Raw genomic sequence first — 26,779 nt, forward strand, 5'->3', positions numbered from 1 at the left:
GCCGGGCCGGTGGTCGAGTGCGGACCGGGCGGGCGGTGGCTCAGAGCCGCCAGGCGGGTCGGGCCCGGACCGGCCGGCCAGCGGCTCGGGGTTTGGCAGCCTGGTCGGGCGCGCGGCCGGTTGGGCGGGCTCTGGTTCGACAGGCTCGTCGGGCGCGGGCTGGCCGGGGAGTGGCTCGGCGGGTTGGTCCGCAGCGGGCCAGGTGGGTCGGGCGCGGATCGAGTGTTCGGTCGATCGAGGTGGGCCGGGCATGCGGCGCAGGACGGATCGGGGCGTCGGCGCTGGTCGGGGTGTGCCGGTCGATGTGCTTCAAACGGGGGAGCGCATCGGCCGGCATGGCTCGGGTGTGCGGATCGGGGAGTGCTGCGGGGTTCTGTACGGTACGGCGGTGATCGTGCAGCGGATCGCTCGTGGGGTGACCGAGGTGCTGGCGCCGGCGGTGCTGGTGTCGGTGCTGCTGGTGCTGCTGGCGGTGCACGGGGCGCCGAGCGTCGGGCGCGGGCTGCTGCTGGGGGTCGTCGCGGCGGTGTTCGAGAGTGTGCTGCCGTTCCTGTACATCCTGCGCGGGGTGCGGCGCGGGGAGCTCACGGACCGGCATGTGGGGGATCACCGGCAGCGGCGGGGGCCGTTGCTGGTCGGGCTGGTGTCGGTGGCGGTCGGGTTCGTGGTGCTGGTCGGGCTGGACGCGCAGCAGGAGCTGCTCGCGGCGGTCGTCGCCGGTGGGGTGGGGCTGGTCGTCGCGGCGGTCGTCAACCACTGGTGGAAGATGTCGATCCACACGGCCGTGGCCGCGGGGGCGCTGGTGATCCTGATGCTGGTCTACGGCTGGCTGCTGATCGTGACGGCGCCGCTGGTGGGGCTGGTCGGATGGTCGCGGGTGGCGCTGAAGGACCACACGGTGGCGCAGGTCGTCGTCGGGGCCGTGGTGGGCGCGGTCGTGGCGGGCGGGGTGTTCTCGGCCCTGCGGTGACGCGGCGGATAGAGTTTGCGGGGAATCAGACCTCTTCACGCTTGGGAGCAGACCGTGTCCACAGTGCGCTCGAATACCATCGTGGTCACGGCCGGCACGACCGCCGCCGCCGCGGTCGCGGAGGCCGGGCTGCCGACCAGCGGGCCCAAGGCGATCGTCGTCGTCCGTGAGGCCGACGGCCGGCTCCGCGACCTCGACTGGACGCCGGAGCAGGACACGGAGGTCGAGGCCGTCGACCTGTCGTCGCCGGACGGGCTCAACGTGCTGCGCCACTCGACCGCGCACGTGCTGGCGCAGGCCGTGCAGGACCTGTTCCCGGAGGCGAAGCTCGGCATCGGGCCGCCGATCGAGCACGGCTTCTACTACGACTTCCAGGTCGCCAAGCCGTTCCACCCCGATGACCTGGACAAGCTCGAGAAGCGCATGCAGGAGATCATCAAGTCGGGGCAGAAGTTCCGCCGGCGGCGGTTCGAGTCGGTCGAGCAGGCCAAGGCGGAGCTGAAGGACGAGCCGTTCAAGCTCGAGCTCGTCGACGTGAAGAGCGACGTCGACGACAAGGAGGTCATGGAGGTCGGCGGCGGCGAGCTGACGATCTACGACAACCTCGACGCGCAGTCGGACAAGGTCTGCTGGTCGGACCTGTGCCGGGGGCCGCACCTGCCGAGCACCCGCATGATCCAGGCGTTCAAGCTGACCCGCGTCGCTGCCGCGTACTGGCGCGGCTCGGAGAAGAACCCGCAGCTGCAGCGGATCTACGGCACCGCGTGGCCGACCCGCGACGCGCTCAAGGAGTACCAGAAGCTGCTGGAGGAGGCGGCGCGGCGCGACCACCGGAAGCTCGGCGCGGACCTGGACCTGTTCAGCTTCCCCGACGAGATCGGCTCCGGGCTCGCGGTCTTCCACCCGAAGGGCGGCATCATCCGCCGGGAGATGGAGAGCTACTCGCGGCAGCGGCACGAGGAGTCGGGCTACGAGTTCGTCAACACGCCGCACATCAGCAAGTCGAACCTGTTCCAGACGTCGGGCCACCTGCCGTACTACGCCGACACGATGTTCCCGCCCATGGAGATGGAGGGCGCGGAGTATTACCTGAAGGCGATGAACTGCCCGATGCACAACCTCATCTTCCGGGCCCGCGGCCGGTCCTACCGTGAGCTGCCGCTGCGCATGTTCGAGTTCGGCACGGTGTACCGCTACGAGAAGTCGGGCGTCGTGCACGGCCTGACCCGGGTGCGGGGCCTGACCCAGGACGACTCGCACATCTACTGCACCAAGGAGCAGATGGCCGGCGAGCTGCGCGGCCTGCTGCAGTTCGTGCTCGACCTGCTGCGCGACTACGGCCTGGACGACTTCTACCTGGAGCTGTCCACCCGCGACGACTCGCCGAAGTTCATCGGTGAGGCCGCGGAGTGGGAGGAGGCGACCGAGGCGCTGCGCAACGCGGCGCTCGAGTCGGGGCTGGAGCTCGTGCCGGACCCGGGCGGCGCCGCGTTCTACGGGCCGAAGATCTCCGTGCAGGCGCGCGACGCGATCGGCCGGACCTGGCAGATGTCGACGATCCAGGTCGACTTCAACCAGCCGAAGCGCTTCGAGCTGGAGTACCAGGCGTCCGACGGCAGCCGGCAGCAGCCGGTGATGATCCACCGGGCGCTGTTCGGCTCGATCGAGCGGTTCTTCGGCGTGCTGACCGAGCACTACGCGGGCGCGTTCCCGGCGTGGCTCTCCCCGGTGCAGGTGGTCGGCATCCCGGTCCGCGGCGACCACGGCGACTACCTGGCCGAGTTCGCGGCGCGGCTGCGCAAGGAAGGCATCCGGGTCGAGGTCGACCACTCCGACGAGCGGATGCAGAAGAAGATCCGCACCGCGCAGCAGCAGAAGATCCCCTTCATGGCGATCGCCGGCGACGACGACGTCACCGGTGGCACCGTGTCGTTCCGGTACCGTGACGGCTCCCAGCGCAACGGTGTCGCCCTCGACGAGGCCGTCGCGCACGTGGTGGAGGTCGTCAGGTCCCGCACGAATGTGGGACCCTCGGCGGCATGACGACGGGTACGCCGGACGACATCGAGCGGTTGTGGACCCCGCACCGGATGGCCTACATCAAGGAGGACCGGGCGGGGGACCACGACGAGCCGACCGGGTGCCCGTTCTGCCGGGCGCCCGGCCTGCCCGACGAGGACAGCCTCGTCGTCGCCAGGGGCGGGCTCGTGTTCGCGGTGCTCAACCTGTACCCGTACAACCCCGGCCATCTGATGGTCTGCCCGTACCGGCACGTCGCCGACTACACGGACCTGACCGCGGACGAGACGGTGGAGCTGGCGACCTTCACGCAGGACGCGATGCGCGCCGTCCGCCGGGCCAGCGGCGCGCACGGCTTCAACCTGGGCATGAACCAGGGCTCGGTCGCCGGCGCCGGCATCGCCGCCCACCTGCACCAGCACATCGTGCCCAGGTGGGGCGGCGACACCAACTTCATGCCCGTCGTCGGCCGGACGAAGGTCCTGCCGCAGCTGCTCACCGACACCCGGAAGCTGCTGGCCTCGGTCTGGGAGTAGCGCTCAGGACAGGTGCGCCACGGCCTCGAACGCGGGGTCGTGGCGCAGCTTCACCTTCGCCTTGCCGCCCGGCCAGCCGGCCGCGGCGGCCTTGACCTTCTCACCGGCGGCGGACGTGCCGTCGAGGTAGCAGTGCAGGATGCGCCGGCCCGCGGAGGTCTCCTGCGCGACCATCTCGCCGGCGCCGCCCAGCGCCGCTTCGAGCGGCCCGTCCTCGAACGCCCGCAGCTCCTCCAGGGCGTCTTCGGTGGGCAGGCCGGCCTCCTCGGCCCGGTAGGGCAGGGTCACCGCGGCGTGCGTGTCGAACCGCGGCCAGCGCGCCGACCGCAGCGGCCGCTGCACCATACCGGTCAGCGGGGCGCCGTCGACCACGGCGGAGAAGACGGCCCAGCTCGGCTCCCGGTGCCGCTCGCGCAGGTCGTCGACGGCGGCGGCGAGCTCGAGGGGGTCCCGCGCGCCGTCGGGCTCGTCGGCGCTGAAGCCGACCGACCCGACCCACAGCTCGACGCCCTCCTCGCCGAGCAGCCAGTCGAGGGCGAGGAACGTGATCTGGCCGCGGACCGGCTCCGGCAGCTTGCGGAACAGCGGGTGGTAGCCGACGACGTCGATCGCGGCGGAGTCCTCGTCGGGGGTGAACGCGAACCGCAGCAGGGCGAGGTCCAGCCGGGCGCCGGCGATCTCGATCGTGGCCGTCAGCGTGTCGTGGTCGGGCTGGCGCGCGGTGTGGAACTCCCACTCCGGGTCGGCGGCCGGGGCGAGCGCGCCCCAGCGGGCGACGACCGCGCGTAGCTCAGGGTTGCCGCCGGGGGAGACGACCAGCGCGTGCGTGGCGGTCGTGCCCTTGCTGAACTCCCAGGTCAGATCCTTGTGGATGGCCGCGACCCGCTTGCTGATCTGCGGGGTGAGCGGCTCGAACTCGCCGGTGGAGATGGCGTCGATCACGGCCTGGCGGATCGTGGGCCACCAGGCCCAGAACTCGACGACCGGGTCCTGCTTCCTGCCCCGCGAGAAAATCATGCCGCGCAGTGTAGGCGGACCTGGCATCGTCTGGTGTCGTGCGAGTGGATCTGTACGACGGTGACCGGGCCGGCCTGCGGTGGTCGTTCGAGCTGGCCGAGGACTCCGCCGCCGAGCTCGACGGCTATCTGGGCGAGGGGCGGGTCCTCGTCGCCGTGCAGGACGGGCGGATCGTGGGGCACCTGCAGCTGGTCGGCCTGGAGATCAAGAACATGGCGGTCGTGCCGGAGCGCCGCGGCACCGGCGTCGGGGCGCGGCTCATCGAGGCCGCCGTCTCGCTGGTACGGGCGGAGCACGGCGGGACGATGCTCGTCGCGACCGGCGCCGCCGACGTCGGCAACCTGCGCTTCTACCAGCGGCAGGGCTTCCGCTTCCGGTCGGTGGAGCGGGACGTCTTCACGCCCGCGAACGGGTACCCGGCCGGCATCATGGTCGACGGGATCGAGCTGCGGGACCGGGTCTGGCTGGACCGGGAGATCCTGCCAGACCCGTGAACCACTCGGCGCCGCTCAGCGGGTCGCGGCGTGCTCCTTCTTCACCGCGTCCGCCAGGTGCGTCGGCATCGGGTCGTGCCGGGCGAACGCGCGGGTGAACGTGCCCGAGCCGGACGTCATCGCCCGCAGCTCGACCGCGTACCGGACCAGCTCGGTGGCGGGCACCTCGGCGTGCACGAGGGTCCGCTCCTGCCCGGCCGGGTCCGGTTCGTTGCCCAGCACCCGGCCGCGGCGGCCGGACAGGTCGCTCATGACCGCGCCGACGAACTCGTCGGGGACCCGGATCCAGACCTCGTCGATCGGCTCGAGCAGCGTCGTCTGGCCCTGCTCGGCGGCCTCGCGCAGGGCGAGCGCGCCGGCGGTCTGGAACGCCGCGTCGGACGAGTCGACGGAGTGCGCCTTGCCGTCGAACAGGGTGACCCGCACGTCGACGACGGGGTAGCCGGCGACCATGCCGCGCTCCATCTGGTGGCGGACGCCCTTCTCCACCGACGGGATGTAGTTGTGCGGCACGACCCCGCCGACGATCTTGTCGACGAACTCGAAGCCGGACCCGCGCGGCAGCGGCTCGACCTTGATGTCGCAGACCGCGTACTGCCCGTGCCCGCCCGACTGCTTGACGTGCCGGCCGTGGCCCTGGCTGGGCGCGGCGAACGTCTCGCGCAGCGCGACCCGCACCGGCTCGGTGTCCAGCTCCACGCCGCCGGAGCGCAGCCGGTCGAGCACGACGTCGGCGTGCGCCTCACCCATGCACCACAGCACCAACTGGTGGGTCTCGGAGTTGCGCTCCAGGCGCAGCGTCGGGTCGCCGGCGACGAGCCGGCCGAGGTTCTTCGCGAGGGCGTCCTCGTCGGAGCGGGTCTTCGCGACGATCGCGATCGGCAGCAGCGGCTCCGGCATCACCCACGGCGCCATGAGCATCGGGTCGTCCTTGCCGGAGATCGTGTCGCCGGTCTCCGCCGTCGTCGACTTGGTGATCGCGACGATGTCCCCGGCGACCGCGTACGGCACCTCCCGCAGCGCCGAGCCGAGCGGCGAGAACAGGTGCGCGAACCGCTCGTCGGCGTCGTGGTCGGGGTGGCCGCGCTCGGCCATGCCGTGCCCGGAGATGTGCACCGGGGTGTCGGGGCGCAGCGTGCCGGAGAAGACCCGCACGAGGGAGACGCGGCCGACGTACGGGTCGATCGTCGTCTTCACCACCTCGGCGATGAGCGGGCCGTCCGGGTCGCAGCGCAGCGGCTCGTGCGGTTCGCCCGCGATGTCGGTGACCGGCGGCACGACGTGCTCCAGCGGCGACGGGAACCCGCTGGTCAGCACCTCCAGGAGGGCGTCGAGGCCGAGGCCGGTCTGGGCGCAGACGGGCACGACGGGGTAGAAGGTGCCGCGGGCGACCGCCTTCTCCAGGTCCTCGATGATCACCGACGTCTCGATGACCTCGCCGCTGACGTAGCGCTCCATCAGCGTCTCGTCCTCGCTCTCGGCGATGATGCCTTCGAGCAGGCTGTTGTGCGACTCCTCGATCGCCGGCAGGTGCTGCGGCTCCGGGTCGCGGACCGACGGCGGGTAGCCCGCGGAGTAGTCGAAGACCCGGTGGGTGACCAGCGCGATGAGACCCTCGACCGCGGTGCCGTCGTCGCCGAGCATCGGCAGGTAGAGCGGCAGCACGTTGTCGCCGAACGCGTCCTGGCAGAGCTCCAGGGTGTCCTGGAAGTCGGCGCGAGGGTGGTCGAGGCGGGTGACGGCGACCGCGCGGGGCATCCCGACGGCGGCGCACTCCTCCCACAGCGCGGCGGTGGCGGCGTCGACGCCGTCGACGGACGACACCACGAACAGCGCCGCGTCGGCGGCCCGCAGGCCGGCGCGCAGCTCCCCGACGAAGTCGGCGTACCCCGGGGTGTCGAGCAGGTTGATCTTCGTGCTGCCGTGGACGACGGGGGCGCAGGACAGCGTCACCGACCGCTGCTGCCGCACCGCCGCCGGGTCGTGGTCGGTCACCGTGGTGCCCTCGGACACCGCGCCGGCCCGGCCGATCGTGCCGGTCGCCGCGAGCAGCGCCTCCACGAGGGTCGTCTTCCCGGCGCCGGAGTGCCCGACGACCACCACGTTGCGTACCCTGCCGGGGTCATCAACCGCCGGCACCGGGCCGGCGACACCCTTCTCCTGGACCTTCTGCGCCATCATGCGCCTCCCGTCCTGCCTGCTGTGAGCAGTCTCACAGTCACGACCTGTTCACCGATCCCACACCCGAACCATCACCGACACAAGAGCCCTTCGACCCCACCGGCGGCCTACGGTTTACTCAAGCACCGTGAGCAGGCCCACGCGCAGGTATCCGGCAAGCTCCGCCGCCGTTATCGTGGGAGCGCCATGGCGAAGATCCTCAGCGTAGTCAGCAAGGCCGGACTGGCCCGCATCGTCAACCCCGTCGCGGCGGCGCTGCTGCGCGCCAAGGTGACCCCGAACGCGGTGACCGTCGCCGGCACCGTCGGCGTGCTCGCCGGCAGTCTCGGGTTCGCCACCCGCGGCCATATGGTCATCGCGCTCGTTATCGTCACCGTGAGCTGCCTGACCGACATGCTCGACGGGTCCATGGCCCGGCAGCTCGGCGTCAGCAACAAGTTCGGCGCCCTGCTCGACTCGACCATGGACCGCGTCTCCGACGGCGCCATCTTCGGCTCCGTCGCCTTCTGGTACGCCTCCCAGGGTCAGCTGCGCGAGTGCGCCGCGGCGCTGTTGTGCCTGCTCACCGGGCAGGTGGTGTCCTACGTGAAGGCCCGCGCCGAGGGGCTCGGGATGACCGCCAACGTCGGGCTGGCCGAGCGGACCGAGCGGCTCATCCTGGTCGGGATCGGCGGCCTGCTGTTCGGTTTCGGCGTGCCGCACGGCATGGAGGCGGCCCTGTGGCTGCTCGTCCTGCTGTCGGTGATCACCATCGGGCAGCGGATGTCGCACGTGTACCGGCAGGCGCGCGACATCGCCGCCGCCGAGAGCGCGGCGCAGGGCGCCACCGGGGACGGGGCCGGGCCGGCCGGCGACCGGGTCGCCCGGTGAACCTCACGGAGCTCGGCTACGGGGCCGCCTTCTCACTCATCCCGAAGCTCCCCCGCGCCGCCGTGTGGCCGTTCTTCGCCGCCGCGGCCCGGCACGGCTCCCGCCGGTACAGGAGCGGCAACGGCGGCAAGGGCACGGCGACCCTCGCGTCGAACCTGCGGCGGGTCATCGGTCCCGGGCCGTCGGAGGCCGAGCTCGCCGACCTGGTGGAGCGCGGGCTGCGCTCCTACGCGCGCTACTACCTGGAGGCGTTCCGCCTGCCGGGCCGTCCGAAGGCCGAGCACCTCAGCGGATTCCGGCTGGACCGCGGCGAGCTGCTCGCCGAGAACGTCGCCGACAAGGTCGGCGCGGTCATCGCCCTGCCGCACGCCGGCAACTGGGACGCGGCCGGCGCCTGGGTCGCCGCCAACGGCTGGCCGATCGTGACCGTCGCGGAGCGGCTGAAGCCGGAGAGCGTGTACCGGCGGTATCTGCAATTCCGGCGTTCACTGGGTATGGAGATCCTTCCGACGACCGGCGGCGATCGGCCCGCGTTCGACGTGCTGGAGGAGCGGCTGCGGGCCGGGTACGTGGTGCCGCTGCTCGCCGACCGGGACCTGACCGCCCGCGGCGTCGAGGTCGACTTCTTCGGCGGCCGGACGAAGATGCCGGCCGGCCCGGCGCTGCTGGCCCTGCGCACCGGCGCGCCGCTGTACGTGGTGTCGATGTGGTTCGACCCGGACGCGGCCGCCGGCCGGCTCGAAGGGCCGATCCCGCTGCCGGACGCCTCGGAGGGGGCGCTCGACGTGCGGGTCCGGCTGCTCACCCAGCGGATCGCGGACGTCCTCGCCGTCGGCATCGCCCGCAACCCACAGGACTGGCACATGCTGCAACGACTCTGGATCGACACCCCCGCCGTAGTGAAGGCTTAGGAGGCGTGGGAGGCATGTTGCGCATCGGGATCGTCTGCCCGTACTCGTTCGACGTGCCCGGCGGCGTGCAGAACCACGTCCGCGACCTCGCCGAGACGCTGATCAGCCTCGGTCACGACGTCAGCGTCCTGGCGCCCGGCGACGACGAGAGCGCCGAGCAGCCGTACGTCGTGCCCGCGGGCCGGGCGGTGCCGGTGCCGTACAACGGCTCCGTCGCGCGCGTCTCGTTCGGGCTCATCTCCGCGACCCGGGTCCGGCGCTGGATGGCCGCCGGCCGCTTCGACGTGCTGCACGTGCACGAGCCGCTCACGCCGAGCCTGTCGATGCTGGCGGTGCTGTCGGCGCGCGGGCCGGTCGTCGCCACCTTCCACACCGCGATGACCCGTTCGCGGGCGCTCGCCGCCGCGCAGGGGCTGCTCCAGCTGGTGCTCGAGAAGATCACCGGGCGGATCGCGGTGAGCGAGCTGGCGCGCAAGGTCCAGGTCGAGCACCTGGGCGGCAGCGCGTGGGAGATCCCCAACGGGGTGCAGGTGTCGCGGTACCGCGCTGCCTCGCCGCTGCCCGGCTTCCCCGGCGACGGGGGCACACTGGGCTTCCTGGGGCGGTTCACGGAGCCCCGGAAGGGCTTCCCGCTGCTGCTGACCGCGTTCGCGACGCTCGCCGCCCGCCGTCCGGACCTGCGGCTGCTGGTGGCGGGCCCCGGCGACGCCGACGAGATCTTCACCGACTTCCCGGACATCGCGGCCTTCAAGGACCGGATCGTCTTCCTGGGGAAGGTGTCGGAGGAGGACAAGGCGCGGATGCTGCGCAGTGTCGACCTGTACATCGCCCCCAACACCGGCGGCGAGTCCTTCGGCATGATCCTGACCGAGGCGATGTCCGCGGGCGCGACCGTCGTGGCCAGCGACCTGGACGCGTTCCGGCGGGTCCTGGACGGCGGGCGGGCCGGCGCCCTCTTCCCCGTCGGCGACGCCGCCGCGCTGACCGCCACCATCGCCGGCCTGCTCGACGACCCGGAGCAGCGGGCCGCGCTCGCCGACCGGGCCGCCTCCGTCGTCGCCGCGTACGACTGGCCCGTCGTGGCCGAACGGGTCCTGGAGGTCTACTCGACCGTGATCGAGGTCGCCGGGGCCGTGGTCGAGGAGCCCGTCCCGTAGGCCACCGGCCGGTCCCGGTGACCGCTGCGCTTACCGTAGGCTTCCCGCCGTGTGGTGGGTGATCGCGGTGGTGGCGGTGGTGGTCCTGGTGGCGACCTACCTCACCTGGCTCGCGGCCCGCGTCGACCGGCTCCACGCGCGGGCGGTCGCGGCCTACGCCACCCTCGACGCCCACCTGGTCCGGCGCGCGGTGGCCGCGGTGGCCCTCGCCGAGGCGGCGCAGCTGCCCACCCTCATGTACGCGGCCCGGATCGCCGTCGACGCCCAGCCCGAGGACCGCGAGGTCGCCGAGAACGACCTCACCCGCCACCTGCGCGAGGCGGCCGCCGGCCCGGAGGACGTGGTCGGCCCGCTCGTGCAGGTCAGCCGGCGGGTCGCCCTCGCCAGGCAGGTGCACAACGACGTCGTGCGCGACGCCCTCGCCGTGCGCCGCCGGGCGCTGGTCCGCGTGTTCCGCCTGGCCCGCAAGCACCCCCGCCCGGCGTACTTCGACGTCGACGACCCGTCCCTGCCCTGAGCCGTACATGAGCGGCGAAACGCACACTGTTTCCCCCTGGCTTCCGGTTTATCAGGCGCTGCGCGCCCGCTAAACCGGAAAAATCATCATTTTCGGGGGGTTGGCCGACCCGAGGGGCGCAACGTGGGCCGCGGGGTTCCCATTGGACGTCGGAACCTGTCACCCGGTCGGCGTAAACTCAAGGTGAATCCCGTTCAGCCCTGTGAGGAGTGCTTCGTCGTGTCCGAGTCGCCCACCACCAGCTCGTCAGTCACCGGCACCGCGCGGGTCAAGCGGGGCATGGCAGAGATGCTCAAGGGTGGCGTCATCATGGACGTCGTCACCCCCGAGCAGGCGAAGATCGCCGAGGACGCCGGCGCCGTCGCCGTCATGGCCCTGGAGCGCGTTCCCGCCGACATCCGCGCGCAGGGCGGGGTCTCCCGCATGAGCGACCCCGACATGATCGACGGCATCATCGCCGCCGTCTCGATCCCCGTCATGGCCAAGGCCCGCATCGGCCACTTCGTCGAGGCCCAGGTCCTGCAGGCGCTCGGCGTCGACTATGTCGACGAGTCCGAGGTGCTCACCCCGGCCGACTACAGCAACCACATCGACAAGTGGGCCTTCACCGTGCCGTTCGTCTGCGGCGCCACCAACCTCGGCGAGGCCCTGCGCCGCATCACCGAGGGCGCGGCCATGATCCGCTCCAAGGGTGAGGCCGGCACCGGCGACGTCTCCAACGCCACCACCCACATGCGCAAGATCCGCGGGGAGATCCGCAAGCTGACGTCGCTGCCGGAGGACGAGCTGTTCGTCGCCGCGAAGGAGCTGCAGGCGCCGTTCGAGCTGGTCAAGGAGGTCGCCGAGACCGGCAAGCTCCCGGTCGTGCTGTTCACCGCCGGCGGCATCGCCACCCCCGCCGACGCCGCCATGATGATGCAGCTCGGCGCCGAGGGCGTCTTCGTCGGCTCCGGCATCTTCAAGTCCGGCAACCCCGAGCAGCGCGCCGCCGCCATCGTCAAGGCCGTCACGTTCCACGACGACCCCGACGTCATCGCCAAGGTCTCCCGCGGCCTGGGCGAGGCCATGGTCGGCATCAACGTCGAGGAGATCCCGCAGCCGCACCGCCTCGCCGAGCGCGGCTGGTGACCGCCGGCATGATCATCGGTGTGCTCGCCCTCCAGGGCGATACGCGCGAACACCTGCACGCCCTGGCCGAGCTCGATGTCATCGCCCGTCCGGTGCGCCGCCCCGACGAGCTGGACTCGGTCGACGCGCTGGTCATCCCGGGCGGCGAGTCCACGGCGATGAGCAAGCTGGCGATCGAGTTCGGCATGACCGAGCCGCTGCGCAAGCGGCTGGCCGGCGGCATGCCCGCCTATGGCTCGTGCGCCGGCATGATCATGCTCGCCGGCACGATCCTGGACGGCCGCCCCGACCAGGTGCCCTTCGGCGGCATCGACATGACCGTGCGGCGCAACGCCTTCGGCAGGCAGGTCGACTCGTTCGAAGGTACGGTCGACATTTCGGACATTGAAGGAGGGCCGTTCTCGGCGGTCTTCATCCGCGCCCCGTGGGTCGAGGAGGTCGGTCCGGGCGTGCGGGTGCTGGGTCGGGTCGGCGAGCGGTCCGGGCCTTCGGGCGAAGCCGCAAGGCCCGGACTGCCCGGACGTTCGGCCGCCGGTAGGATTGTCGCGGTTCGGCAGCAGCACCTGCTTGCCACCGCCTTCCACCCCGAGCTCACCGGCGACCTCCGAGTCCATCGGTACTTCGTGGAGATGGCGCGTGAGGCGGGCCAGACGACGGAGGGTTAGGCCATGTCCGGGCACTCAAAATGGGCGACGACCAAGCACAAGAAGGCGGTCATCGACGCCAAGCGAGGCAAGCTCTTCGCCCGCCTGATCAAGAACGTCGAGGTCGCCGCCCGCACCGGTGGCGGCGACCCGTCCGGTAACCCGACGCTCTTCGACGCCATCCAGAAGGCGAAGAAGAACTCGGTGCCCAACGACAACATCAACAACGCCGTCAAGCGCGGCTCCGGCCTCATCGGCGGCGGCGCCGACTGGCAGACCGCCATGTACGAGGGCTACGGCCCCAACGGCGTCGCCATCCTCATCGAGTGCCTCACGGACAACCGCAACCGCGCGGCGACCGAGGTCCGGGTCGCGCTCACCCGCAACGGCGGCAACCTCGCCGACGCCGGCAGCGTCTCGTACATGTTCACCCGGAAGGGTGTCATCATCGTGCCCAAGGCCGGCGAGCTGACCGAGGACGACCTGCTCCTCGCCGTCCTCGACGCCGGCGCCGAGGAGGTCAACGACCTCGGTGAGGCCTTCGAGATCATCAGCGAGGCGACCGACCTCGTGGCCGTCCGCACCGCCCTGCAGGACGCCGGCATCGACTACGAGTCGGCGGACTCGTCGTTCGTGCCGAGCGTGACCGTCCCCCTGGACGAAGAAGGCGCCCGCAAGGTCTTCAAGCTGATCGACGCCCTCGACGACTGCGACGACGTCCAGAACGTCTACGCCAACTTCGACGTCTCCGACGAGGTCATGGCCCTGGTCGAGGCCTGACCGCACCTGCATCCGCACCGGCGCTCCGACCCTTGTGGGCTGGAGCGCCGTACCATTTTCTTGGACAGGCGCGCTCGTGGATTGTGCCTTATGGCCCTACGGTGGCAATGTGAGGAGGTGACCATGACTGAGATCGCTGTGACCAAGCTTTCCGGCTCCGGCCTTGACCGGGAACTGCTGGCCGAGGCGCAACGCCACCTCGGCGGTGCCTCCGAGGTGGCGGCGATGAACGCCGCACTGCTGCAGTACGTCGAGGGTTGGCGAGCGCGTCGGCGAAGCGCACTGGAACGTCTTCAGCAGATGTCGGACGAAGGCTTGTTTGACTTCAGCGCATTGGACGAGATCGACAAGTGAAATACCTCGTCGATACCAGCGCGCTCGTTAGGATTTTGCGTCGCCAGGTCGACCCAATGTGGTTCGACGTTGTCGACCGCGGACTGATCTCCGTCTGTATGCCGGTGCTCCTCGAAACGCTGTGCATCGCGGATGCCAAGGGGTATGCGGAGCTGGAACAGGATGTGCGGAATGCATGTCTCGCGATCGCCATGCCCGACGGCGTCTGGGATTTGGCCGCTGTCATCCATCAGGAATTGGCATCGCACAGTGCGCACCATGGGCTGTCGGTGACCGATCTGCTGGTAGCGGCGACGGCGATCCGGTTGAAGCTCGAGGTCCTGCACCAGGATGCCGACTTCGAGACGATGGCGCGGTTCGTGCCCGAGCTGCGCCAGCAGCGGGTCTGCGGCGAACCGGACTAAGGCGATCCGGAGCGGCCCGCGTCGCTGCCGGGGCGAACGAGGCCTGACTCGTAGGCGTAGACGACGGCCTGGACGCGGTCGCGGAGGGCGAGCTTCATCAGGACGCGGGCGACGTGGGTCTTCACCGTGGCCTCGCCGACCGTGAGGGTGGCGGCGATCTCGCCGTTGGACAGGCCGCGGGCCATGAGGCGCAGGACGTCCGTCTCGCGCGGGGTGAGATCGGCGAGCTCGGGTGGGGGCTGCGGGCCGGGGGTGCCGGCGTACGAGGCGATCACCCGCGTCGTGACCGCCGGGTCGAGGAGGGCCTCGCCGGCGGCGACCACGCGGATCGCGGTGATGAGGTGCTCGGGGGAGGAGACCTTCAGCAGGAAGCCGCTCGCGCCGGCGCGGAGGGCCTCGTACAGGTTGTCGTCGGTGTCGAACGTGGTGAGCACGATGATGCGGGGCGGGTTCGGGGCGGCGAGCAGGGCGCGGGTGGCGGCGAGGCCGTCCTGGCGGGGCATCGCGATGTCCATGAGGACCACGTCGGGGCGTAGCCGGCGGGTGAGGGTGACGGCCTCGACGCCGTCGCCGGCCTCGCCGACGACGTGCATGTCGGACTCGGTCTCGATGACCATGCGCAGGCCGGCGCGGACCATCCGCTGGTCGTCGGCGACGACCACGCTGATCTTCGAGGCGGGTGCGGGGCCGGAGCTCATGACGCCACCAGTCGCGGCAGCCGGGCGTGGACGGCGAAGCCGCCGGAGGGGACCGGGCCGGCTTCGAGGTCGCCGCCGAACAGGGTGACGCGCTCGCGCATGCCGATGAGACCCTGGCCGGAGCCGGGGGCCGCGACGGTGACGGGGCCGCCGTCGTCGACGACGGAGAGGTGGACGCCGTCGTCGGCGTAGCGCAGGGACACGGTGACCGCGGCGGGTCCGGCGTGCTTGAGCACGTTGGTCAGGGCCTCCTGCACGATGCGGTACGCCGAGAGGTCCGCGGCCGGCAGCAGCGTCACCGGCGTGCCCGAGCGGTGCAGGGTGACCGTCAGCCCGGCCTCGCGGACCTGGGTGAGCAGCTCGTCGAGGCGGTCGAGCCCGACCGGTGCCGCGGTGGTGCCGCCGGGGCCGCCGGCGTCGCCCCGGAGCAGGCCGAGCGTGCGGCGCAGCTCGCCGACGGCGTCGCGACCCGAGGACTCGATGTTGCGCAGCAGCTCGGCGTCGACGGTGAGGCCCGCGTCGAGGCGGCGGCGGACCACGCCCGCCTGGATGACCATGACGGTGACGCTGTGCGCGACCATGTCGTGCAGCTCGCGGGCGATCCGGACGCGCTCCTCCATGACCGCCTCGCGGACCCGCTGCTCGCGGATCGCGGCGCGGGCGGTGGCGGCGTCGGCGCTCTGGCGGTGCTGGACGCCGAAGACCGTGCCGAGGATCCACGGCGCGACGGGGAAGAAGAACGCGCCCATCGGGTCGGCCGGGTCGACCTGCCAGAAGACGCTGCCGGTCGCGACGGCGAGCAGCAGGCCGGCGACCCCGCGGGCGCGGGCGAGCCGGCCGGTGGTGCCGAGCAGCGGCACGTGCCGGCCGACCGTGTACGCCGCGATGATCATCGCGGCGAGCTGCCACAGGCGGTAGTTGACGATCTGGTCCGGATACCAGTACTTGAGGCCGCCGACGCAGCTGGCGAGCAGGCCCGTGAGCGGGACGGCCCGGCGCAGGGCCACCAGCGGCGCGAACCCGGCCAGCACGAACGGCCACCAGCCCCCGGGCTGGTGCGCGACCGCCTCCTCGGTCAGGGCGAACACCACGAACGCGCCCGTCAGCGCGAGATCTGCCCGCCTCATCTCCACGAGATGACCGTAAGCGGTCCCCGACCGGGGATTCGCCCGTCCAAGGAATGACGGCCGGTCCCCCGCGCGGGGGAGGACGGCTCCCTCGCCATGGTGGCGACTGGCGAGCCGGCTCATACGTACCTTGCTGGTCCAACATGGATTCGACAGGGGTACGGATATGCGGCTTCTCCTCTTCAGGCTTGTGCTCTTTCTCGCGCCCGCCTTCCTCGCCGTCGCCACGGCGGTCGACCCCGCCCTCGGCGAGGACCAGGGCGTCGGGATCTACCGGGCGCACCCCGGCGCCATCCAGTGGCACTCGGTGCTGCTGCACTGGGCGTGGGTGCTGTTCGTGCCGGTGTTCCTCGGGCTCCTCGCACCGATCCGCCGCAGGGGCGCCGTGCTGGCGCGGATCGCGTGGTGCGCCGCGGTGTTCGGGCTCGTCACGTTCTCGGCGATGATGGCGTACGACCTGGCGATCCTCGCCATGGAGCAGACGCTGCCCGACGCCGACGTCAAACGCGCCGACGAGGCGTTCCAGTCGATGCAGTGGGCGGTGTGGGGCTGGCAGGTGCCGGGCCTGGCCGGCTGGGCGCTGGCGCTGCTGCTGACCCCGGTCGCGGCCGCCTACGCGAAGGTCATCTCCTGGTGGACGGCGGCCGCCGCGCTGCTGGGTTCGGTGCTGTACCTGCAGTTCGCGATCTCGCCGCTGCCGGTGAACCTCGCCGGGCCGGTCGTGATGCTGGTGGCGTACTGCTACGCCGGGTGGGAGATGGGCCGGCGGACCGACCCGTCCCGGGCGGACGAGCCGGCGACGTTCGGCGTGTTCAAGGACCGGGTCGGCCGCTTCGGGCTCGTCGCCGCGCCGGTCGTGTTCGGGGCGGGGCTGCTGACCGTGCCGGGGCTGTCGCCGGAGATCGAGGAGTCGGTGCGGCAGCCGGGCCTGGCGCAGGTGAGCGCGCTGTTGCTGCACTGGGCGTGGGTGCTGTTCGTGCCGGGGATGCTGCTGCTGATGCGCCGCGGCCGGCGGTTCACCGGTGTGGCGGCCGCGGTCACCGCGTTCGCGCTGATGCACTTCAGCGGGCTGATGGTCGGCGACTTCAGCGACCTGGCGGTCCGGCAGACGGTGCCGGCCGAGCTCGCGGCGAAGGTGACGGAGGCCTTCGGCGGGTATGCGCTGTTCGCGTTCGGCTGGGCCATGCCGGCGATGCTGGTGAGCCTGCTCGGCCTGATCGCGGTCCCGATCGGCGCCGCCGCCGACGGCCTGGTCCGCTGGTGGGTGCCGGTGCTGACGGGCCTGGGCGTGGTGGCGTTCCTCGCGGTGGGTGTCGGCCCGCTGTCGGTGCTCAGCCCGCTGCTCCTGCTCGCCGGCTACGGCCTGCTGGCCAAGGCCCTCCCGCCCCGCCCGCTGCAGGCGGCGACCCCCGCCCCCACGGCGGAGCCCCAACCCGCCGCGTGACCGGACGGCCCGCGGCGCCGACGACGGACGACGCCGCGGGCCCGGTCGCTACAAAGAGCGCCCGGTCACTACAACGAGCGCCCGGTCACTGCAACGAGCCCCGGCTCATTGCAGGGCGACGCGGAGGTGGCGGGGGCCGCGCAGGACGGGGCTCGGCCGGTACTCCGGCGGGTCCTCCAGCAGGCGGGCCCGCGCCAGGACCGGGGCCAGCGCGCGCAGGGCCACCTGCGCCTCCAGCCGGGCCATCGGGGCGCCGAAGCAGTAGTGGATGCCGTCGCCGAAGCCGAGATGCTGGACGGGCCGGCGGTCCGGGTCGAAGCGGTCCGGGTCGCTGATGTGGGCGTCGTCCCGGTTGCCGGCGGCGAGGAGCAGCGTGACGGAGGCGCCCCGCGGGATGGTGGTGCCGCCGATGGGGATGTCGTCGAGGGCGGTGCGCCACGGCAGGAACTGCACGGGCGGGTCCCAGCGCAGCACCTCCTCCACGAGGGGGATCGCGAAGGACGGGTCGTCGAGGAGGCGCTCGATCCAGCGGGGTTCGCGGAGCAGGACCAGCGAGGCGTTGGCGATGAGGTTGACCGTCGTCTCGTGGCCGGCGATGAGCAGCAGGAGCGCCGTGCCGACCAGCTCGTCGCGGGTCATCCGGCCGTCGGGGCCGTCGTCGTGGGCGAGGGAGCGCAGCAGGCCCGGCTCGGGGTCGGTGTCGACGAGGTCGCCGAGGTAGTCCCCGAGCTCCCGGAAGGCCGGCGTGTCCCGCGGGTTCTCGGCGGCCAGCGCCTGGTCGATCCACGCCTTGAAGCGCGGCTCGTCGGCGAGGGGCACGCCGAGCAGCTCGCAGATGACGAGGACCGGCAGCGGGTAGGCGAACTGGTCGACCAGGTCCGCGGTGGAGGCGGGCAGGTCGGCGATGAGCCGGTCGACGATGCCCTCGAAGGACTGCTGCAGGTCCGCGACGAAGGTCGGGCGGTGCGGCGGGCCGAACTGCCGGGTGGCGAGGCGGCGCAGGCGGTCGTGCTGGGGCGGGTCGGTCCGCAGGAAGCTCGGCGCCAGCCCGACCGGCTCGCGGTCGGGGTCGACGGCGGAGCTGATCCGCGGGTCGTGCAGCAGGGCGGAGATCTCGCGGAACGTGGTGACCAGCCACGTGCCGTCGGGTTCGCGGCCGACGGGGGTGCGGCGCAGCGACGTGTAGAGCGGGTAGGGGTTGTGGCGGTTCACCGGATCCAGGACCGCGCCGAACACGGAGCCGACGGAAGTGGTCATCGGGAACTCCTCAGGGAAGCGGACCGGGAGCTGGGATCGTGGCCGGTGACCACCACGGTCGCGTCGCGGGCCAGGAACTTGGGGTCGGGGACGTCGGCGGGGACGGGCACCATCGAGTCGGGCTGGTCGACGGTGGTGAAGTGCGGCGGGAACGGTGCCGCCTGCTCGATGAGCCGCGCGTAGAACGGCAGCCACTTGCCGTGGTTGAAGGTGACGGCGCCGGTGAGGCGTCCCTTGTACCCGTAGGCCGCGGCGAAGCGGCGGTCCGCCACGGAGCCCTGGGTGACGACGACCTCGTCGGAGAAGGTGGGCACGCCGACGGCCTTGATGTTGATGCCGAACTGCAGCGACCAGAACGACGGCATGTGCAGGTGCGGCCAGCGGTCGGACTCGTCGCTGACCATGTTGTGGGCGGCGACCTCGGCCTGGGCGACGGCGTTCGCCCAGTGCTCCAGGGCCAGGAACTGGTAGCCGAACATCGCGTTCGGGGCGCGGGCGACGTCGCCGGCGACGAAGATGTCGTCGAGGACGAGGCCGTTGGCGTCGAAGGCGCGGCAGCCCGCGTCGCACGCGACGCCCCACTCGCCGACGGCGAGGCCGGAGTCGCGGAGCCACTCGCTGTTGCGGACCCCGCCGAGCGCGGCGACGACGACGGCGACGTCGGCCACCGTGCCGTCGGAGAAGCGGGCCCGGCGCACCCGGCCGTCGGCGTCGCCCTCGATCGACTCGACGGTGATGCCGCAGCGCAGGTCGACGCCGTGCTCGCGCTGCACCTCGGCGGCGACGGCACCGACGACCCCGCCGAGCGCGCCGGCCAGGGGTGTCGCGGCGGCCTCGGCGACGATGACGTCCAGCCCCATGGACCGGCAGGTGGAGGCGATCTCCGACCCGGTGAAGCCGGCGCCGACGACGAGGACGCGTGGTGTGCGGCCGGCGTCGCGCGGCTCGAGCGGACCCGGGACCGCCTCGCTGAGGCGGGCGGCGGCGCCGTACGGCGCGAGGAAGGCGAGCCGCTCGTGGAGGCGCACCGCGTCGTCGCGGGTGCGGAGCACGAACATGCCGTCCAGGGCCGCCTCGACCGGGTCGTGCCAGGCCCGGGCGCGGACGCCGGTGGTGATCAGCAGCCGGTCGAACGGCACCGACGAGCCGTCGTCGAGCTGGACCCGGCGGTCGGCGAGGTCGAGGCCGATCGCCCTGACGCCGAGCCGCCACGTGGCGTCGAGGTCGGGGCGCGGCAGGGCGGTCGCGTCCGGCGCGACCTGACCGCTGAGGGCCTGCTTCGACAGCGGCGGCCGGTCGTACGGCTCGCCGGACTCGCCGTCGATGAGCGTGAGGGACCCGGTGAACCCCTCCTCGCGCAGCGCCTCGGCGGCCCGCAGCCCGGCGAGTGACGCGCCGACGACGACGATGCGGGACGGGCGGTCCACGACGTGGACGGGGGGCATGTCGTGCACGGAGAGCCGGTCGATCTGGATCGCCTGGACGGGGCACGCGGCCGCTGCTCGCCGGACGCGTTCGCGCTGGTCCTCGGCGGGGGCGGGGTCGTACATGAGGGCCTCGTCGCCCTGCATCCGAAACGAGGAGGGTGCCAGGAAGGCGCACTGGGCGTAGCCCTGACACTTGGTGAGATCAACTACCACGCGCATGTCCCAACGGTCAGCCGGACCCGGCGGCGGTGCCTCACCCTGAGAGGACGGCGGGGGAACTGGGCAGGATCGCGCGGACGACGGTGCCGGCACCCGGCGCGCTCATCACGTCCAGGGTGCCGCCGACCAGCTCGGCCCGCTCCCGCATGGACCGCAGCCCGAGCCGGCCCGGCGACCCCGCGGTGAAGGGCAGGAACCCGACGCCGTCGTCGACGACCTCCAGGACCACGCGGGTGTCGTCGCCGGCGAGCCGGACGGTGACCTGCGAGGCGCCGGCGTGCCGGGCGGCGTTGCCGAGGGCCTCGAGGGCGATGCGGTACAGGGTCTCCTCCACCTGCGGGCTGACCGCCGGCTCGGCGTCCAGCTGCAGCCCCCACCCGGGCGGGACGGCGCCGGTGCCGGGCGCGAAGTGCAGCGCGTCGACGATGCGCCGCAGCGCCGCGGCGAGCCCCGCGCCGACGAGGGTCTCCGGGCGCAGCCGCACGATGATGCCGCGCAGGTCGCTGAGGCCGGCGCTGGCCGTCTCCTGGATCCAGGCGAGGGAGGCGCGGGCGTTGACGGGGTCGCCGTGGACGAGCTCGGCGGCGGTGCCGGCCCCGAGGCTGATGCCGTAGAGGGTCTGCACCACCGAGTCGTGCAGGTCCCTCGCGAGGCGTTCGCGCTCCCGGGTCGCCTGTGTCTCGCCGGTACCGATGGCGAGCGCGGCGACCGCGGCGAAGGCCTCGAGGCGGCGCGGTGGCGGAGGGCGGCGCCGGCCGGCGGCGACGAGCACGCCGGGGACCCCGCCGTGCCCGGGCATCGGCACGCAGCTGACGGCACCCCGCAGCACCACCCGCCCGCCCCGCATCGCGGCGGCGGCGGCGAGCCCGGCGAGCCCGGCGAGGTCCGGCAGCGGCGGGCCGGAGCTCACCCGCACCGCACCCGTGGCGTCGACGACGAGGACCGCCGCCGCCGGAAGGGCGCGCCGGGCGCGGTCGCACACCGAGTGGAGCACCTCGTCGACCGGGACGCCGGCGCGCAGCAGCGCGTGCAGCGCCGCCAGATGCCTCAACTCGGGGCCGCCGCGTGGACCGGCACGAGCCCGACCCGCATGGCGTAGAGGGCGGCCTGGGTGCGGCTCTCGGCGTTGAGCTTCTGCAGGATGTTGCTCACGTGCGTCTTCACGGTCTGCGGCGCGATGTGCAGCTCCCGGGCGATCTGCCCGTTGGCCCGGCCGCGGGCCAGCAGCACCAGGACCTCCTCCTCCCGGCGGGTGAGCTGCGGCGGGGCCGTCGGCACGTGCACGTCCCGGACGAGCCGGGCCGCGACCGCCGGCGACAGCTGCACCTGACCCGCGGCGGCGGCGCGGACCGCGCGGTGCAGCTCCTCGGAGGAGGTGTCCTTCAGCAGGTACCCGACCGCGCCGGCGTGCAGGGCGTCGGCGATGAGCTGCGGCTCCAGGTAGCCGCTGAGGGCGACGACCTCGACCCCGGGCAGCTCACGGCGGATCACGGTGGTCGCGGAGATACCGTCGAGGACCGGCATGAGCAGATCCATGAGGACGAGGTCGGGGCGCAGCTCGTGGGCCAGGCTCACCGCCTCGCGGCCGTCGGCGGCGAACCCGACGGTCTCCAGGTCGCCGCTGAGGGACAGGAAGCCACGCAGGCCCTCGCGGACCATCGCGTGGTCGTCGGCGATCAAGATTTTGATACTCATCGCCGCGCGCTATACCCCGGTGCGGCGTCGAATCACCACGTCCCCGGTCTCGTTCGGCGTACGCCAATTGGGGGAGGACGAAGGTCGCCGCCGCCCACCGACCGTGGCCCGATGTAAGGCGCGCCCGGGGCGAGCATCGTTGCACCGTGACGCCCAACTTGCGCCGGCTGGGCCGGTTTTCGCTGGTGGGAGCCGGCGGTGTGGTGGTCAACAACGGCGCGTTGCTCGTGCTGCACGGGGTGCTCGGACTGGCGCTGCTGCCCGCCACCGTCGCCTCGGTCGAGCTCGCGCTGGTCACCAACTACGTGCTGCACGAGCTCTGGACGTTCCGCCGCCGCCGGTTGTCGCTGCAGCGGTTCGCCTACTTCAGCCTGGCCGGCCTCGCCGCACTGCCGGTCAACGTCGTCGCGGTCCAGCTGCTGGTCGCGCTCGGGATGCACTACCTGCCCGCGAACCTCATCGGCATCGTGGCCGGGTTCGCCGTCAACTTCGCCGTCAGCTCGAAGTGGATTTGGAGTGAACGCACCGATGGAACAGCTGGTGTTGACCATTCTCACCCTGATCTCGCTGGTGCTGACAGTGCAGGCGGCGCACGCGTTGTATCTCATGATCTACACGTGGGACCAGCCCGAGGCGGGCGACCGGGCGCGGGTGCCAGATCAACGTGCTACGCCGGCACTCTCCTTCACCGCCATCCTCCCGGCACGGCACGAGGAGGAGGTCATCCAGCACACCATCGCCCGCGCCGCGTCCGCTGACTATCCGCCGCACCTGGTGCAGATCCTCGTGGTCTGCTCCGCCGACGACGTCGGCACGATCGAGCAGGCACAGGCGCAGGTGAACCGGCTGCGCGCGATGGGCCGCACCAACGTCGAGGTGGTCGTGTTCGACGACGGTCCGATCAACAAGCCGCACGGGCTCAACACCGCGCTGCGGCACGCCACCAACGACGTCGTGGCGATCTTCGACGCCGAGGACGAGGTCGAGCCGCAGCTGTTCGACATCGTCAACACCATCATGATGGGCGAGGACGTCGGCTGCGTGCAGGCCGGCGTGCAGCTGATGAACTTCGACTCCAACTGGTATTCGACGTTCAACGTGCTGGAGTACTTCTTCTGGTTCCGCAGCCGGCTGCACTACCACGCGAAGAACGGCGCGATCCCGCTCGGCGGCAACACCGTGTTCTTCAAGCGGGACCTGATCGAGCGCCTCGGCGGCTGGGACGAGTCGAACCTGACCGAGGACGCCGACATCGGCCTGCGCCTCTCCAGCATGGGCGAGAAGGTCCGGGTCGTCTACGACGACCGCTACGTCACGAAGGAGGAAACGCCACCGACGCTGCAGAGCTTCATCAAGCAGCGGACCCGGTGGTGTCAAGGCTTCATGCAGACCCTCGGCAAGGGCACCTGGAAGCTCATGCCGACCCGCCGGCAGCGGTTCCTCGCCTGGTACACCCTGGCGTTCCCGCACGTGCAGGCGATGCTCGGGGTGTATCTGCCGGTGGCGCTGCTCAGCGCGTTCGTGCTGAGCGTGCCCGTGCCGGTGGCGATGATGTCGTGGCTGCCGGTGCTCCTGCTCGGCGCGCACTTCGTGATGAGCGTCGTCGGCCTGTACGAGTTCACCGGCGCGCACGGGCTGAAAGCCACCCCCGGCACGGTCGTGAAGATGGCGATCACCTGGTTCCCGTACCAGATGGTGCTGTCCTACGCGGCGGCGCGCGCCCTGTGGCGGCAGGTCAAGGGCGAACGCAACTGGGAGAAGACGGCCCACATCGGTGCGCACCGCACCGCGGCGGAGACGGCGGAGCTGACCAATGTCGGCTGACACCCTGCAGCGGCCGGCGAGCCCGGCGGCGCCGACACCGAAGAAGCCGCAGACCCGCGGCTGGCCGCTCATCATCCTGAGCCTGGTGATCGGGCTGGTGACGCACGGCTGGAACATGTTCCGCTACCCGCTGTACCTCACCGACGAGGGCATCTACATGGAGCAGGCGTGGTCCGTGCTCCACATGGGCAAGCTGTCGCCCTACACGTACTTCTACGACCACGCGCCGATGGGCTGGCTCACGATCGCGGGCTGGGTCGCGATCCTGCCCGGCGGCTTCAGCGCCTTCGGCAACGCGATCAACACCGGGCGCGTCCTGATGCTGATCGTGCACCTGGTGTCGGTGTTCCTGCTGTACGAGACGATCCGGCGCTACACCGGCAGCAAGGCCGGCGGGTTCCTCGCGGCGTTCGTGTTCAACGTGTCGCCGCTCGGCGTGTACTACCAGCGCCAGGTGCTGCTGGACAACCTGATGATGTTCTGGATCCTGCTGGGCCTGTACCTGCTGGCCCGCAAGGACGGGCGGATCGTCACCGTGATGGCCGCCGGGACGTGCTTCGGCCTGGCGCTCGTCACGAAGGAGAACGCGCTGTTCATCCTGCCGGGCTGCGCGTACCTACTGCACCGCACGGTGAAGGAGCAGTCGAACCGGCGCTTCGGGCTGTCGTTCTGGTGGTTCGCAGCGCTCGCCCCGGTCATCGGCTACCTGCTCTACGCGCAGATCAAGAACGAGCTGTTCCCGGAGGGGTTCAACTTCAACCTCGCCGCGGCCACCCCCGGTGACCACGTGTCGCTGCTCTACACCGTGTGGTGGCAGCTGCACCGCAACTCCAACAGCAGCAACGGCCTGTCGTTCACCAGCCTGCTCCAGGACAGCTGGCTGTTCAAGGACCGTCACCTGCTCATCGCCGGCACCGCGGCGACGCTGCTCGCCCTCTTCGCCGGCCGCAACAACAAGCGGCTGCGGGGGCCGATGCTGGCGTGCGCGCTGATGGCCGTCGGCTACGGCTTCTACCTGACCCGCAGCGCCCTGCTCGACTTCTACATCGCGCCGATGGTCCCACTGTTCGCGCTCAACATCGGGATGTTCTTCGGCTGGCTGACCCGGCGCACGAAGCCGGCCGGCGCGGCGGTGCTCGTCGCCTGCATCCTGGTGCCGGTGCTCGTCATGCCGGGCGGGTTCCTCGTCAAGTACAACACCAGGGGCCAGCTGGAGTTCAGCGACGCCTACCGGCTGCCGCTGACCCGCCTGCAGGAGCAGCAGGTCGCGTGGATCAAGACGAACGTGTCACCGGACGCGAAGCTCATCATCGACGACGACATCTGGGTCGCGCTGCACGACAACGACCCGCCGTACAAGCACGCCTACCCGCACTACAAGGCCACGTCCGACCCGGACGTGCGGGACAAGGTCTTCGCCTCCAGCTGGCAGAACGTCGACTACGTCGTGATGTCGAACAAGATGCGCGACGCGCTGGAGCGCGGCGGCGAGACCTGGATCCTCGAGGCGATCGACCAGCACGGGCAGACCGTGTGGCAGGCGACCCGCGGCGACGTCTCACTGCAGATCATCAAGATCGGTGCAACCTCGTGAGCGAGTTGGAGTGACGATGCAAACCCTGAAGCGCCGGCTGGCACCGGCGAAACGTCGTCCGTCGGCGGCGAAACGCCGCCGGCGGGTGTCCCGGCCGAAGATCTCCGGCCGCCGGCTGCTGATCGCCGCGGTCGCCGCGTTCCTGCTGATCAGCGTCGGTCGTTCGGTGCTGCCGGCGCTGGGTATCGAAACACCGAAGATGCCGTCGTTCGGCGGTGGCGGCGACACGCCGACGGCGCCGGTGACCAAGGCGCCGAAGGCGCCGACCGTCGACCTCAACGGGGTCATGGTGCACGGTGGCGGCGATCCGATGGTCACGCTGAACCCTGGCCTGGTGCGGCTCGGCGGCTCGGTCACGGCCAGCGGGTCCGGCTTCGACCAGGGGTCCATGGTCGACGTGTTCCTGGGGCCGTCCGCCACCGCGGCGCAGCCGTCCAAGGGCGCCGCCAAGAACGCCAAGGGCAGCAAGCCCGTCCAGGTCGGCACCGCGAAGGCCGGCAAGTACGGCATCTTCACGGTGAACTTCTCGTTCCCCACCAAGATGACCTCGCCCGTGATGGAGGTGACCGCACAGGCGCGCGGCAGCGACAAGGTCGCCAAGGCCGAGGCGGCCGTCGCCCAGGGCGCCGGGCAGGCGACGCTGTCCGCCATCGTCGGCAAGCCCGGCGACGTCGTCAACCTGACGGTGAAGGGCTTCTCCCCGGGCGAGGAGCTGCAGGTCTTCTGGGGGCGGATCAATGGTGACCCCACCCTCACCCTCAAGGCCGACGAGGATGGCTCCGTGGGTAAGACGCCGATCAAAGTTGGGGTCACGGCGGTAGGGACGACCAGTCTTGTGGTCGTGGGCAAGACGAGTGGGGCGGCGGCGAGCGCGCCGTTCCAGGTGCTGCGGCTGTACCCGTCGATCAAGCTCGCGCCCTACGCGGTGAAGGCGACCCAGTCGATCACCTTCTCCGGCGCCGGGTTCGCGCCGGGCGAGCGGGTCCTGGTGCGGCTGAACTCCGCCGGCGGGCAGCCGGTCATGGCGGTCCCGACCGACGGCGCCGGGTCCTTCAAGGGCGCCGGGCTCACCATGCCGTACCAGCTCAAGGGCGCCCAGTCGCTGGTCTTCATCGGCGAGCAGAGCCGGGCGGCGGCGTCCACGGGGTTCACGATCCTGCCCTACATGCCGCAGGCCAGGACCAACGCCTACGGCGGCCTGCCCGGCACGGTCGTCAACTTCTACGCCACGCAGTTCGCGCCGAACGAGGCCGTGCACGTCTACGCGAAGACGTCCAAGGGCGCGAAGGGTGAGCTCGTGTCCGCGTTCCGGGTCAACAAGGCCGGCACCGCCCGCGCCGTCGGGCAGTACACGATCCCCGGCAACACCGAGAACAGTGTCATCTTCGAACTGAGGGGGCAGCTCAGCGGCTCGACCGCGACCGTCAACTTCAAGGTCGACTCGTCCGGCGGGCCGGTCGACATCCCGACGCCGAAGCCGTACGTACTGCCGAAGGACTTGGAGAAGTAGCC

Annotated in this window: 26 protein-coding genes; 18 read left to right on the plus strand and 8 right to left on the minus strand. The window is 71.6% G+C overall.

Annotated elements, in window-relative coordinates:
* Nucleotides 1-388 precede the first annotated feature (388 nt).
* The 3 genes from AB0J72_RS15665 (at nt 389) to AB0J72_RS15675 (ending at nt 3,525) form a co-directional block, all read left to right on the plus strand.
* On the plus strand, nt 389-970 hold the full coding sequence (locus AB0J72_RS15665) for a phosphoesterase PA-phosphatase (RefSeq protein ID WP_363399145.1): 582 nt from the start codon (nt 389-391) through the stop codon (nt 968-970).
* A gap of 63 nt (nt 971-1,033) precedes the next feature.
* Nucleotides 1,034-3,013: a threonine--tRNA ligase gene (gene thrS, locus AB0J72_RS15670; protein ID WP_363399147.1), complete on the plus strand. Its 1,980-nt coding sequence runs from the start codon at nt 1,034-1,036 to the stop codon at nt 3,011-3,013.
* Nucleotides 3,010-3,525, plus strand: a complete 516-nt coding sequence (locus AB0J72_RS15675) for an HIT domain-containing protein (protein WP_363399149.1) — start codon at nt 3,010-3,012, stop codon at nt 3,523-3,525. The genes thrS and AB0J72_RS15675 overlap by 4 nt, the downstream gene beginning before the upstream one ends.
* Nucleotides 3,526-3,528: 3 nt before the next feature.
* On the opposite strand, the gene AB0J72_RS15680 is transcribed toward AB0J72_RS15675, so the two are convergent.
* On the minus strand, nt 3,529-4,542 hold the full coding sequence (locus AB0J72_RS15680; RefSeq protein WP_363399151.1) for a DUF695 domain-containing protein: 1,014 nt from the start codon (nt 4,540-4,542) through the stop codon (nt 3,529-3,531).
* Nucleotides 4,543-4,580: 38 nt separating this feature from the next.
* Between AB0J72_RS15680 and AB0J72_RS15685 the strand changes: the two genes are divergently transcribed.
* Nucleotides 4,581-5,036 (plus strand): GNAT family N-acetyltransferase, encoded by a 456-nt coding sequence (locus AB0J72_RS15685; RefSeq protein WP_363399153.1) that lies wholly within the window; start codon nt 4,581-4,583, stop codon nt 5,034-5,036.
* Nucleotides 5,037-5,051: 15 nt separating this feature from the next.
* On the opposite strand, the gene AB0J72_RS15690 is transcribed toward AB0J72_RS15685, so the two are convergent.
* Nucleotides 5,052-7,214, minus strand: a complete 2,163-nt coding sequence (locus tag AB0J72_RS15690) for an elongation factor G-like protein EF-G2 (protein WP_363399346.1) — start codon at nt 7,212-7,214, stop codon at nt 5,052-5,054.
* A gap of 189 nt (nt 7,215-7,403) precedes the next feature.
* Here AB0J72_RS15690 and pgsA point away from each other — a divergent pair, with 189 nt between their 5' ends.
* The 9 genes from pgsA to AB0J72_RS15735 all read left to right on the plus strand — a co-directional run bounded on the left by pgsA (nt 7,404) and on the right by AB0J72_RS15735 (nt 13,982).
* Complete coding sequence (gene pgsA, locus AB0J72_RS15695) at nt 7,404-8,087, plus strand: phosphatidylinositol phosphate synthase (protein WP_363399155.1); 684 nt, start codon at nt 7,404-7,406, stop codon at nt 8,085-8,087.
* A complete protein-coding gene (locus tag AB0J72_RS15700) occupies nt 8,084-8,998 on the plus strand; it encodes a phosphatidylinositol mannoside acyltransferase (protein ID WP_363399157.1) in 915 nt (304 codons plus the stop codon). Before pgsA ends, AB0J72_RS15700 begins: the two co-directional genes overlap by 4 nt.
* Nucleotides 8,999-9,015: 17 nt before the next feature.
* Nucleotides 9,016-10,155 carry a glycosyltransferase family 4 protein gene (locus AB0J72_RS15705; protein ID WP_363399348.1) on the plus strand — a complete coding sequence of 380 codons (1,140 nt, stop codon included), beginning with the start codon at nt 9,016-9,018 and terminating at the stop codon, nt 10,153-10,155.
* A gap of 49 nt (nt 10,156-10,204) precedes the next feature.
* Nucleotides 10,205-10,672, plus strand: a complete 468-nt coding sequence (locus tag AB0J72_RS15710) for a hypothetical protein (RefSeq protein ID WP_344503507.1) — start codon at nt 10,205-10,207, stop codon at nt 10,670-10,672.
* Nucleotides 10,673-10,891: 219 nt separating this feature from the next.
* A complete protein-coding gene (gene pdxS, locus AB0J72_RS15715; RefSeq protein ID WP_344503508.1) occupies nt 10,892-11,800 on the plus strand; it encodes a pyridoxal 5'-phosphate synthase lyase subunit PdxS in 909 nt (302 codons plus the stop codon).
* An 8-nt stretch (nt 11,801-11,808) separates the two neighbouring features.
* The gene (gene pdxT / locus AB0J72_RS15720; RefSeq protein ID WP_363399160.1) at nt 11,809-12,465 is read left to right on the plus strand and encodes a pyridoxal 5'-phosphate synthase glutaminase subunit PdxT; all 657 of its coding nucleotides are present in this window, start codon (nt 11,809-11,811) and stop codon (nt 12,463-12,465) included.
* A 3-nt stretch (nt 12,466-12,468) separates the two neighbouring features.
* Complete coding sequence (locus AB0J72_RS15725; RefSeq protein ID WP_363399162.1) at nt 12,469-13,224, plus strand: YebC/PmpR family DNA-binding transcriptional regulator; 756 nt, start codon at nt 12,469-12,471, stop codon at nt 13,222-13,224.
* A 123-nt stretch (nt 13,225-13,347) separates the two neighbouring features.
* Complete coding sequence (locus AB0J72_RS15730; protein WP_363399164.1) at nt 13,348-13,578, plus strand: DUF2191 domain-containing protein; 231 nt, start codon at nt 13,348-13,350, stop codon at nt 13,576-13,578.
* Nucleotides 13,575-13,982: a PIN domain-containing protein gene (locus tag AB0J72_RS15735; RefSeq protein WP_363399166.1), complete on the plus strand. Its 408-nt coding sequence runs from the start codon at nt 13,575-13,577 to the stop codon at nt 13,980-13,982. The genes AB0J72_RS15730 and AB0J72_RS15735 overlap by 4 nt, the downstream gene beginning before the upstream one ends.
* Here the strand turns inward: AB0J72_RS15735 and AB0J72_RS15740 are convergent.
* Entirely contained in the window at nt 13,979-14,680 is a 702-nt protein-coding gene (locus AB0J72_RS15740) for a response regulator transcription factor (RefSeq protein ID WP_363399168.1), read from the minus strand. The genes AB0J72_RS15735 and AB0J72_RS15740 overlap by 4 nt on opposite strands.
* The gene (locus AB0J72_RS15745) at nt 14,677-15,807 is read right to left on the minus strand and encodes a sensor histidine kinase (protein WP_363399350.1); all 1,131 of its coding nucleotides are present in this window, start codon (nt 15,805-15,807) and stop codon (nt 14,677-14,679) included. The genes AB0J72_RS15740 and AB0J72_RS15745 overlap by 4 nt, the downstream gene beginning before the upstream one ends.
* A 190-nt stretch (nt 15,808-15,997) precedes the next feature.
* Here AB0J72_RS15745 and AB0J72_RS15750 point away from each other — a divergent pair, with 190 nt between their 5' ends.
* Nucleotides 15,998-17,251, plus strand: coding sequence for a hypothetical protein (locus AB0J72_RS15750; protein WP_363399170.1), 1,254 nt, complete (start codon nt 15,998-16,000; stop codon nt 17,249-17,251).
* A 105-nt stretch (nt 17,252-17,356) separates the two neighbouring features.
* Here AB0J72_RS15750 and AB0J72_RS15755 read toward each other — a convergent pair whose 3' ends face one another.
* Genes AB0J72_RS15755 through AB0J72_RS15770 form a run of 4 tightly spaced genes read right to left on the minus strand, consistent with a single transcriptional unit; the run spans nt 17,357 to nt 21,849 of the window.
* Complete coding sequence (locus tag AB0J72_RS15755; protein WP_363399172.1) at nt 17,357-18,508, minus strand: cytochrome P450; 1,152 nt, start codon at nt 18,506-18,508, stop codon at nt 17,357-17,359.
* Complete coding sequence (locus AB0J72_RS15760) at nt 18,505-20,154, minus strand: FAD-dependent oxidoreductase (protein WP_363399174.1); 1,650 nt, start codon at nt 20,152-20,154, stop codon at nt 18,505-18,507. The genes AB0J72_RS15755 and AB0J72_RS15760 overlap by 4 nt, the downstream gene beginning before the upstream one ends.
* Nucleotides 20,155-20,188: 34 nt before the next feature.
* A complete protein-coding gene (locus AB0J72_RS15765) occupies nt 20,189-21,205 on the minus strand; it encodes a sensor histidine kinase (RefSeq protein ID WP_363399176.1) in 1,017 nt (338 codons plus the stop codon).
* A complete protein-coding gene (locus AB0J72_RS15770; RefSeq protein WP_363399178.1) occupies nt 21,202-21,849 on the minus strand; it encodes a response regulator transcription factor in 648 nt (215 codons plus the stop codon). The genes AB0J72_RS15765 and AB0J72_RS15770 overlap by 4 nt, the downstream gene beginning before the upstream one ends.
* Before the next feature lie 146 nt (nt 21,850-21,995).
* Between AB0J72_RS15770 and AB0J72_RS15775 the strand changes: the two genes are divergently transcribed.
* The 4 genes from AB0J72_RS15775 to AB0J72_RS15790 are packed head-to-tail and all read left to right on the plus strand — an operon-like array spanning nt 21,996 to nt 26,777.
* Nucleotides 21,996-22,607 (plus strand): GtrA family protein, encoded by a 612-nt coding sequence (locus tag AB0J72_RS15775; protein WP_363399180.1) that lies wholly within the window; start codon nt 21,996-21,998, stop codon nt 22,605-22,607.
* Nucleotides 22,501-23,673, plus strand: a complete 1,173-nt coding sequence (locus tag AB0J72_RS15780) for a glycosyltransferase (protein WP_363399182.1) — start codon at nt 22,501-22,503, stop codon at nt 23,671-23,673. Before AB0J72_RS15775 ends, AB0J72_RS15780 begins: the two co-directional genes overlap by 107 nt.
* On the plus strand, nt 23,663-25,267 hold the full coding sequence (locus AB0J72_RS15785; RefSeq protein WP_363399184.1) for a glycosyltransferase family 39 protein: 1,605 nt from the start codon (nt 23,663-23,665) through the stop codon (nt 25,265-25,267). The genes AB0J72_RS15780 and AB0J72_RS15785 overlap by 11 nt, the downstream gene beginning before the upstream one ends.
* Before the next feature lie 16 nt (nt 25,268-25,283).
* The gene (locus AB0J72_RS15790) at nt 25,284-26,777 is read left to right on the plus strand and encodes a hypothetical protein (protein WP_363399186.1); all 1,494 of its coding nucleotides are present in this window, start codon (nt 25,284-25,286) and stop codon (nt 26,775-26,777) included.
* Nucleotides 26,778-26,779: the final 2 nt, after the last annotated feature.

This window comes from Dactylosporangium sp. NPDC049742 (assembly GCF_040674675.1).
Classification (GTDB): Bacteria; Actinomycetota; Actinomycetes; order Mycobacteriales; family Micromonosporaceae; genus Dactylosporangium; species Dactylosporangium maewongense.

Excerpts from the sequence above, each read along its gene's own strand:
- AB0J72_RS15675 (WP_363399149.1), top strand. The coding sequence starts at position 3,010 with ATGACGACGGGTACGCCGGACGACATCGAGCGGTTGTGGACCCCGCAC.
- AB0J72_RS15680 (WP_363399151.1), bottom strand. The coding sequence starts at position 4,542 with ATGATTTTCTCGCGGGGCAGGAAGCAGGACCCGGTCGTCGAGTTCTGG.
- AB0J72_RS15690 (WP_363399346.1), bottom strand. The coding sequence starts at position 7,214 with ATGGCGCAGAAGGTCCAGGAGAAGGGTGTCGCCGGCCCGGTGCCGGCG.
- pgsA (WP_363399155.1), top strand. The coding sequence starts at position 7,404 with ATGGCGAAGATCCTCAGCGTAGTCAGCAAGGCCGGACTGGCCCGCATC.
- pdxT (WP_363399160.1), top strand. The coding sequence starts at position 11,809 with ATGATCATCGGTGTGCTCGCCCTCCAGGGCGATACGCGCGAACACCTG.
- AB0J72_RS15725 (WP_363399162.1), top strand. The coding sequence starts at position 12,469 with ATGTCCGGGCACTCAAAATGGGCGACGACCAAGCACAAGAAGGCGGTC.
- AB0J72_RS15730 (WP_363399164.1), top strand. The coding sequence starts at position 13,348 with ATGACTGAGATCGCTGTGACCAAGCTTTCCGGCTCCGGCCTTGACCGG.
- AB0J72_RS15740 (WP_363399168.1), bottom strand. The coding sequence starts at position 14,680 with ATGAGCTCCGGCCCCGCACCCGCCTCGAAGATCAGCGTGGTCGTCGCC.
- AB0J72_RS15745 (WP_363399350.1), bottom strand. The coding sequence starts at position 15,807 with ATGAGGCGGGCAGATCTCGCGCTGACGGGCGCGTTCGTGGTGTTCGCC.
- AB0J72_RS15755 (WP_363399172.1), bottom strand. The coding sequence starts at position 18,508 with ATGACCACTTCCGTCGGCTCCGTGTTCGGCGCGGTCCTGGATCCGGTG.
- AB0J72_RS15760 (WP_363399174.1), bottom strand. The coding sequence starts at position 20,154 with ATGCGCGTGGTAGTTGATCTCACCAAGTGTCAGGGCTACGCCCAGTGC.
- AB0J72_RS15770 (WP_363399178.1), bottom strand. The coding sequence starts at position 21,849 with ATGAGTATCAAAATCTTGATCGCCGACGACCACGCGATGGTCCGCGAG.
- AB0J72_RS15785 (WP_363399184.1), top strand. The coding sequence starts at position 23,663 with ATGTCGGCTGACACCCTGCAGCGGCCGGCGAGCCCGGCGGCGCCGACA.
- AB0J72_RS15790 (WP_363399186.1), top strand. The coding sequence starts at position 25,284 with ATGCAAACCCTGAAGCGCCGGCTGGCACCGGCGAAACGTCGTCCGTCG.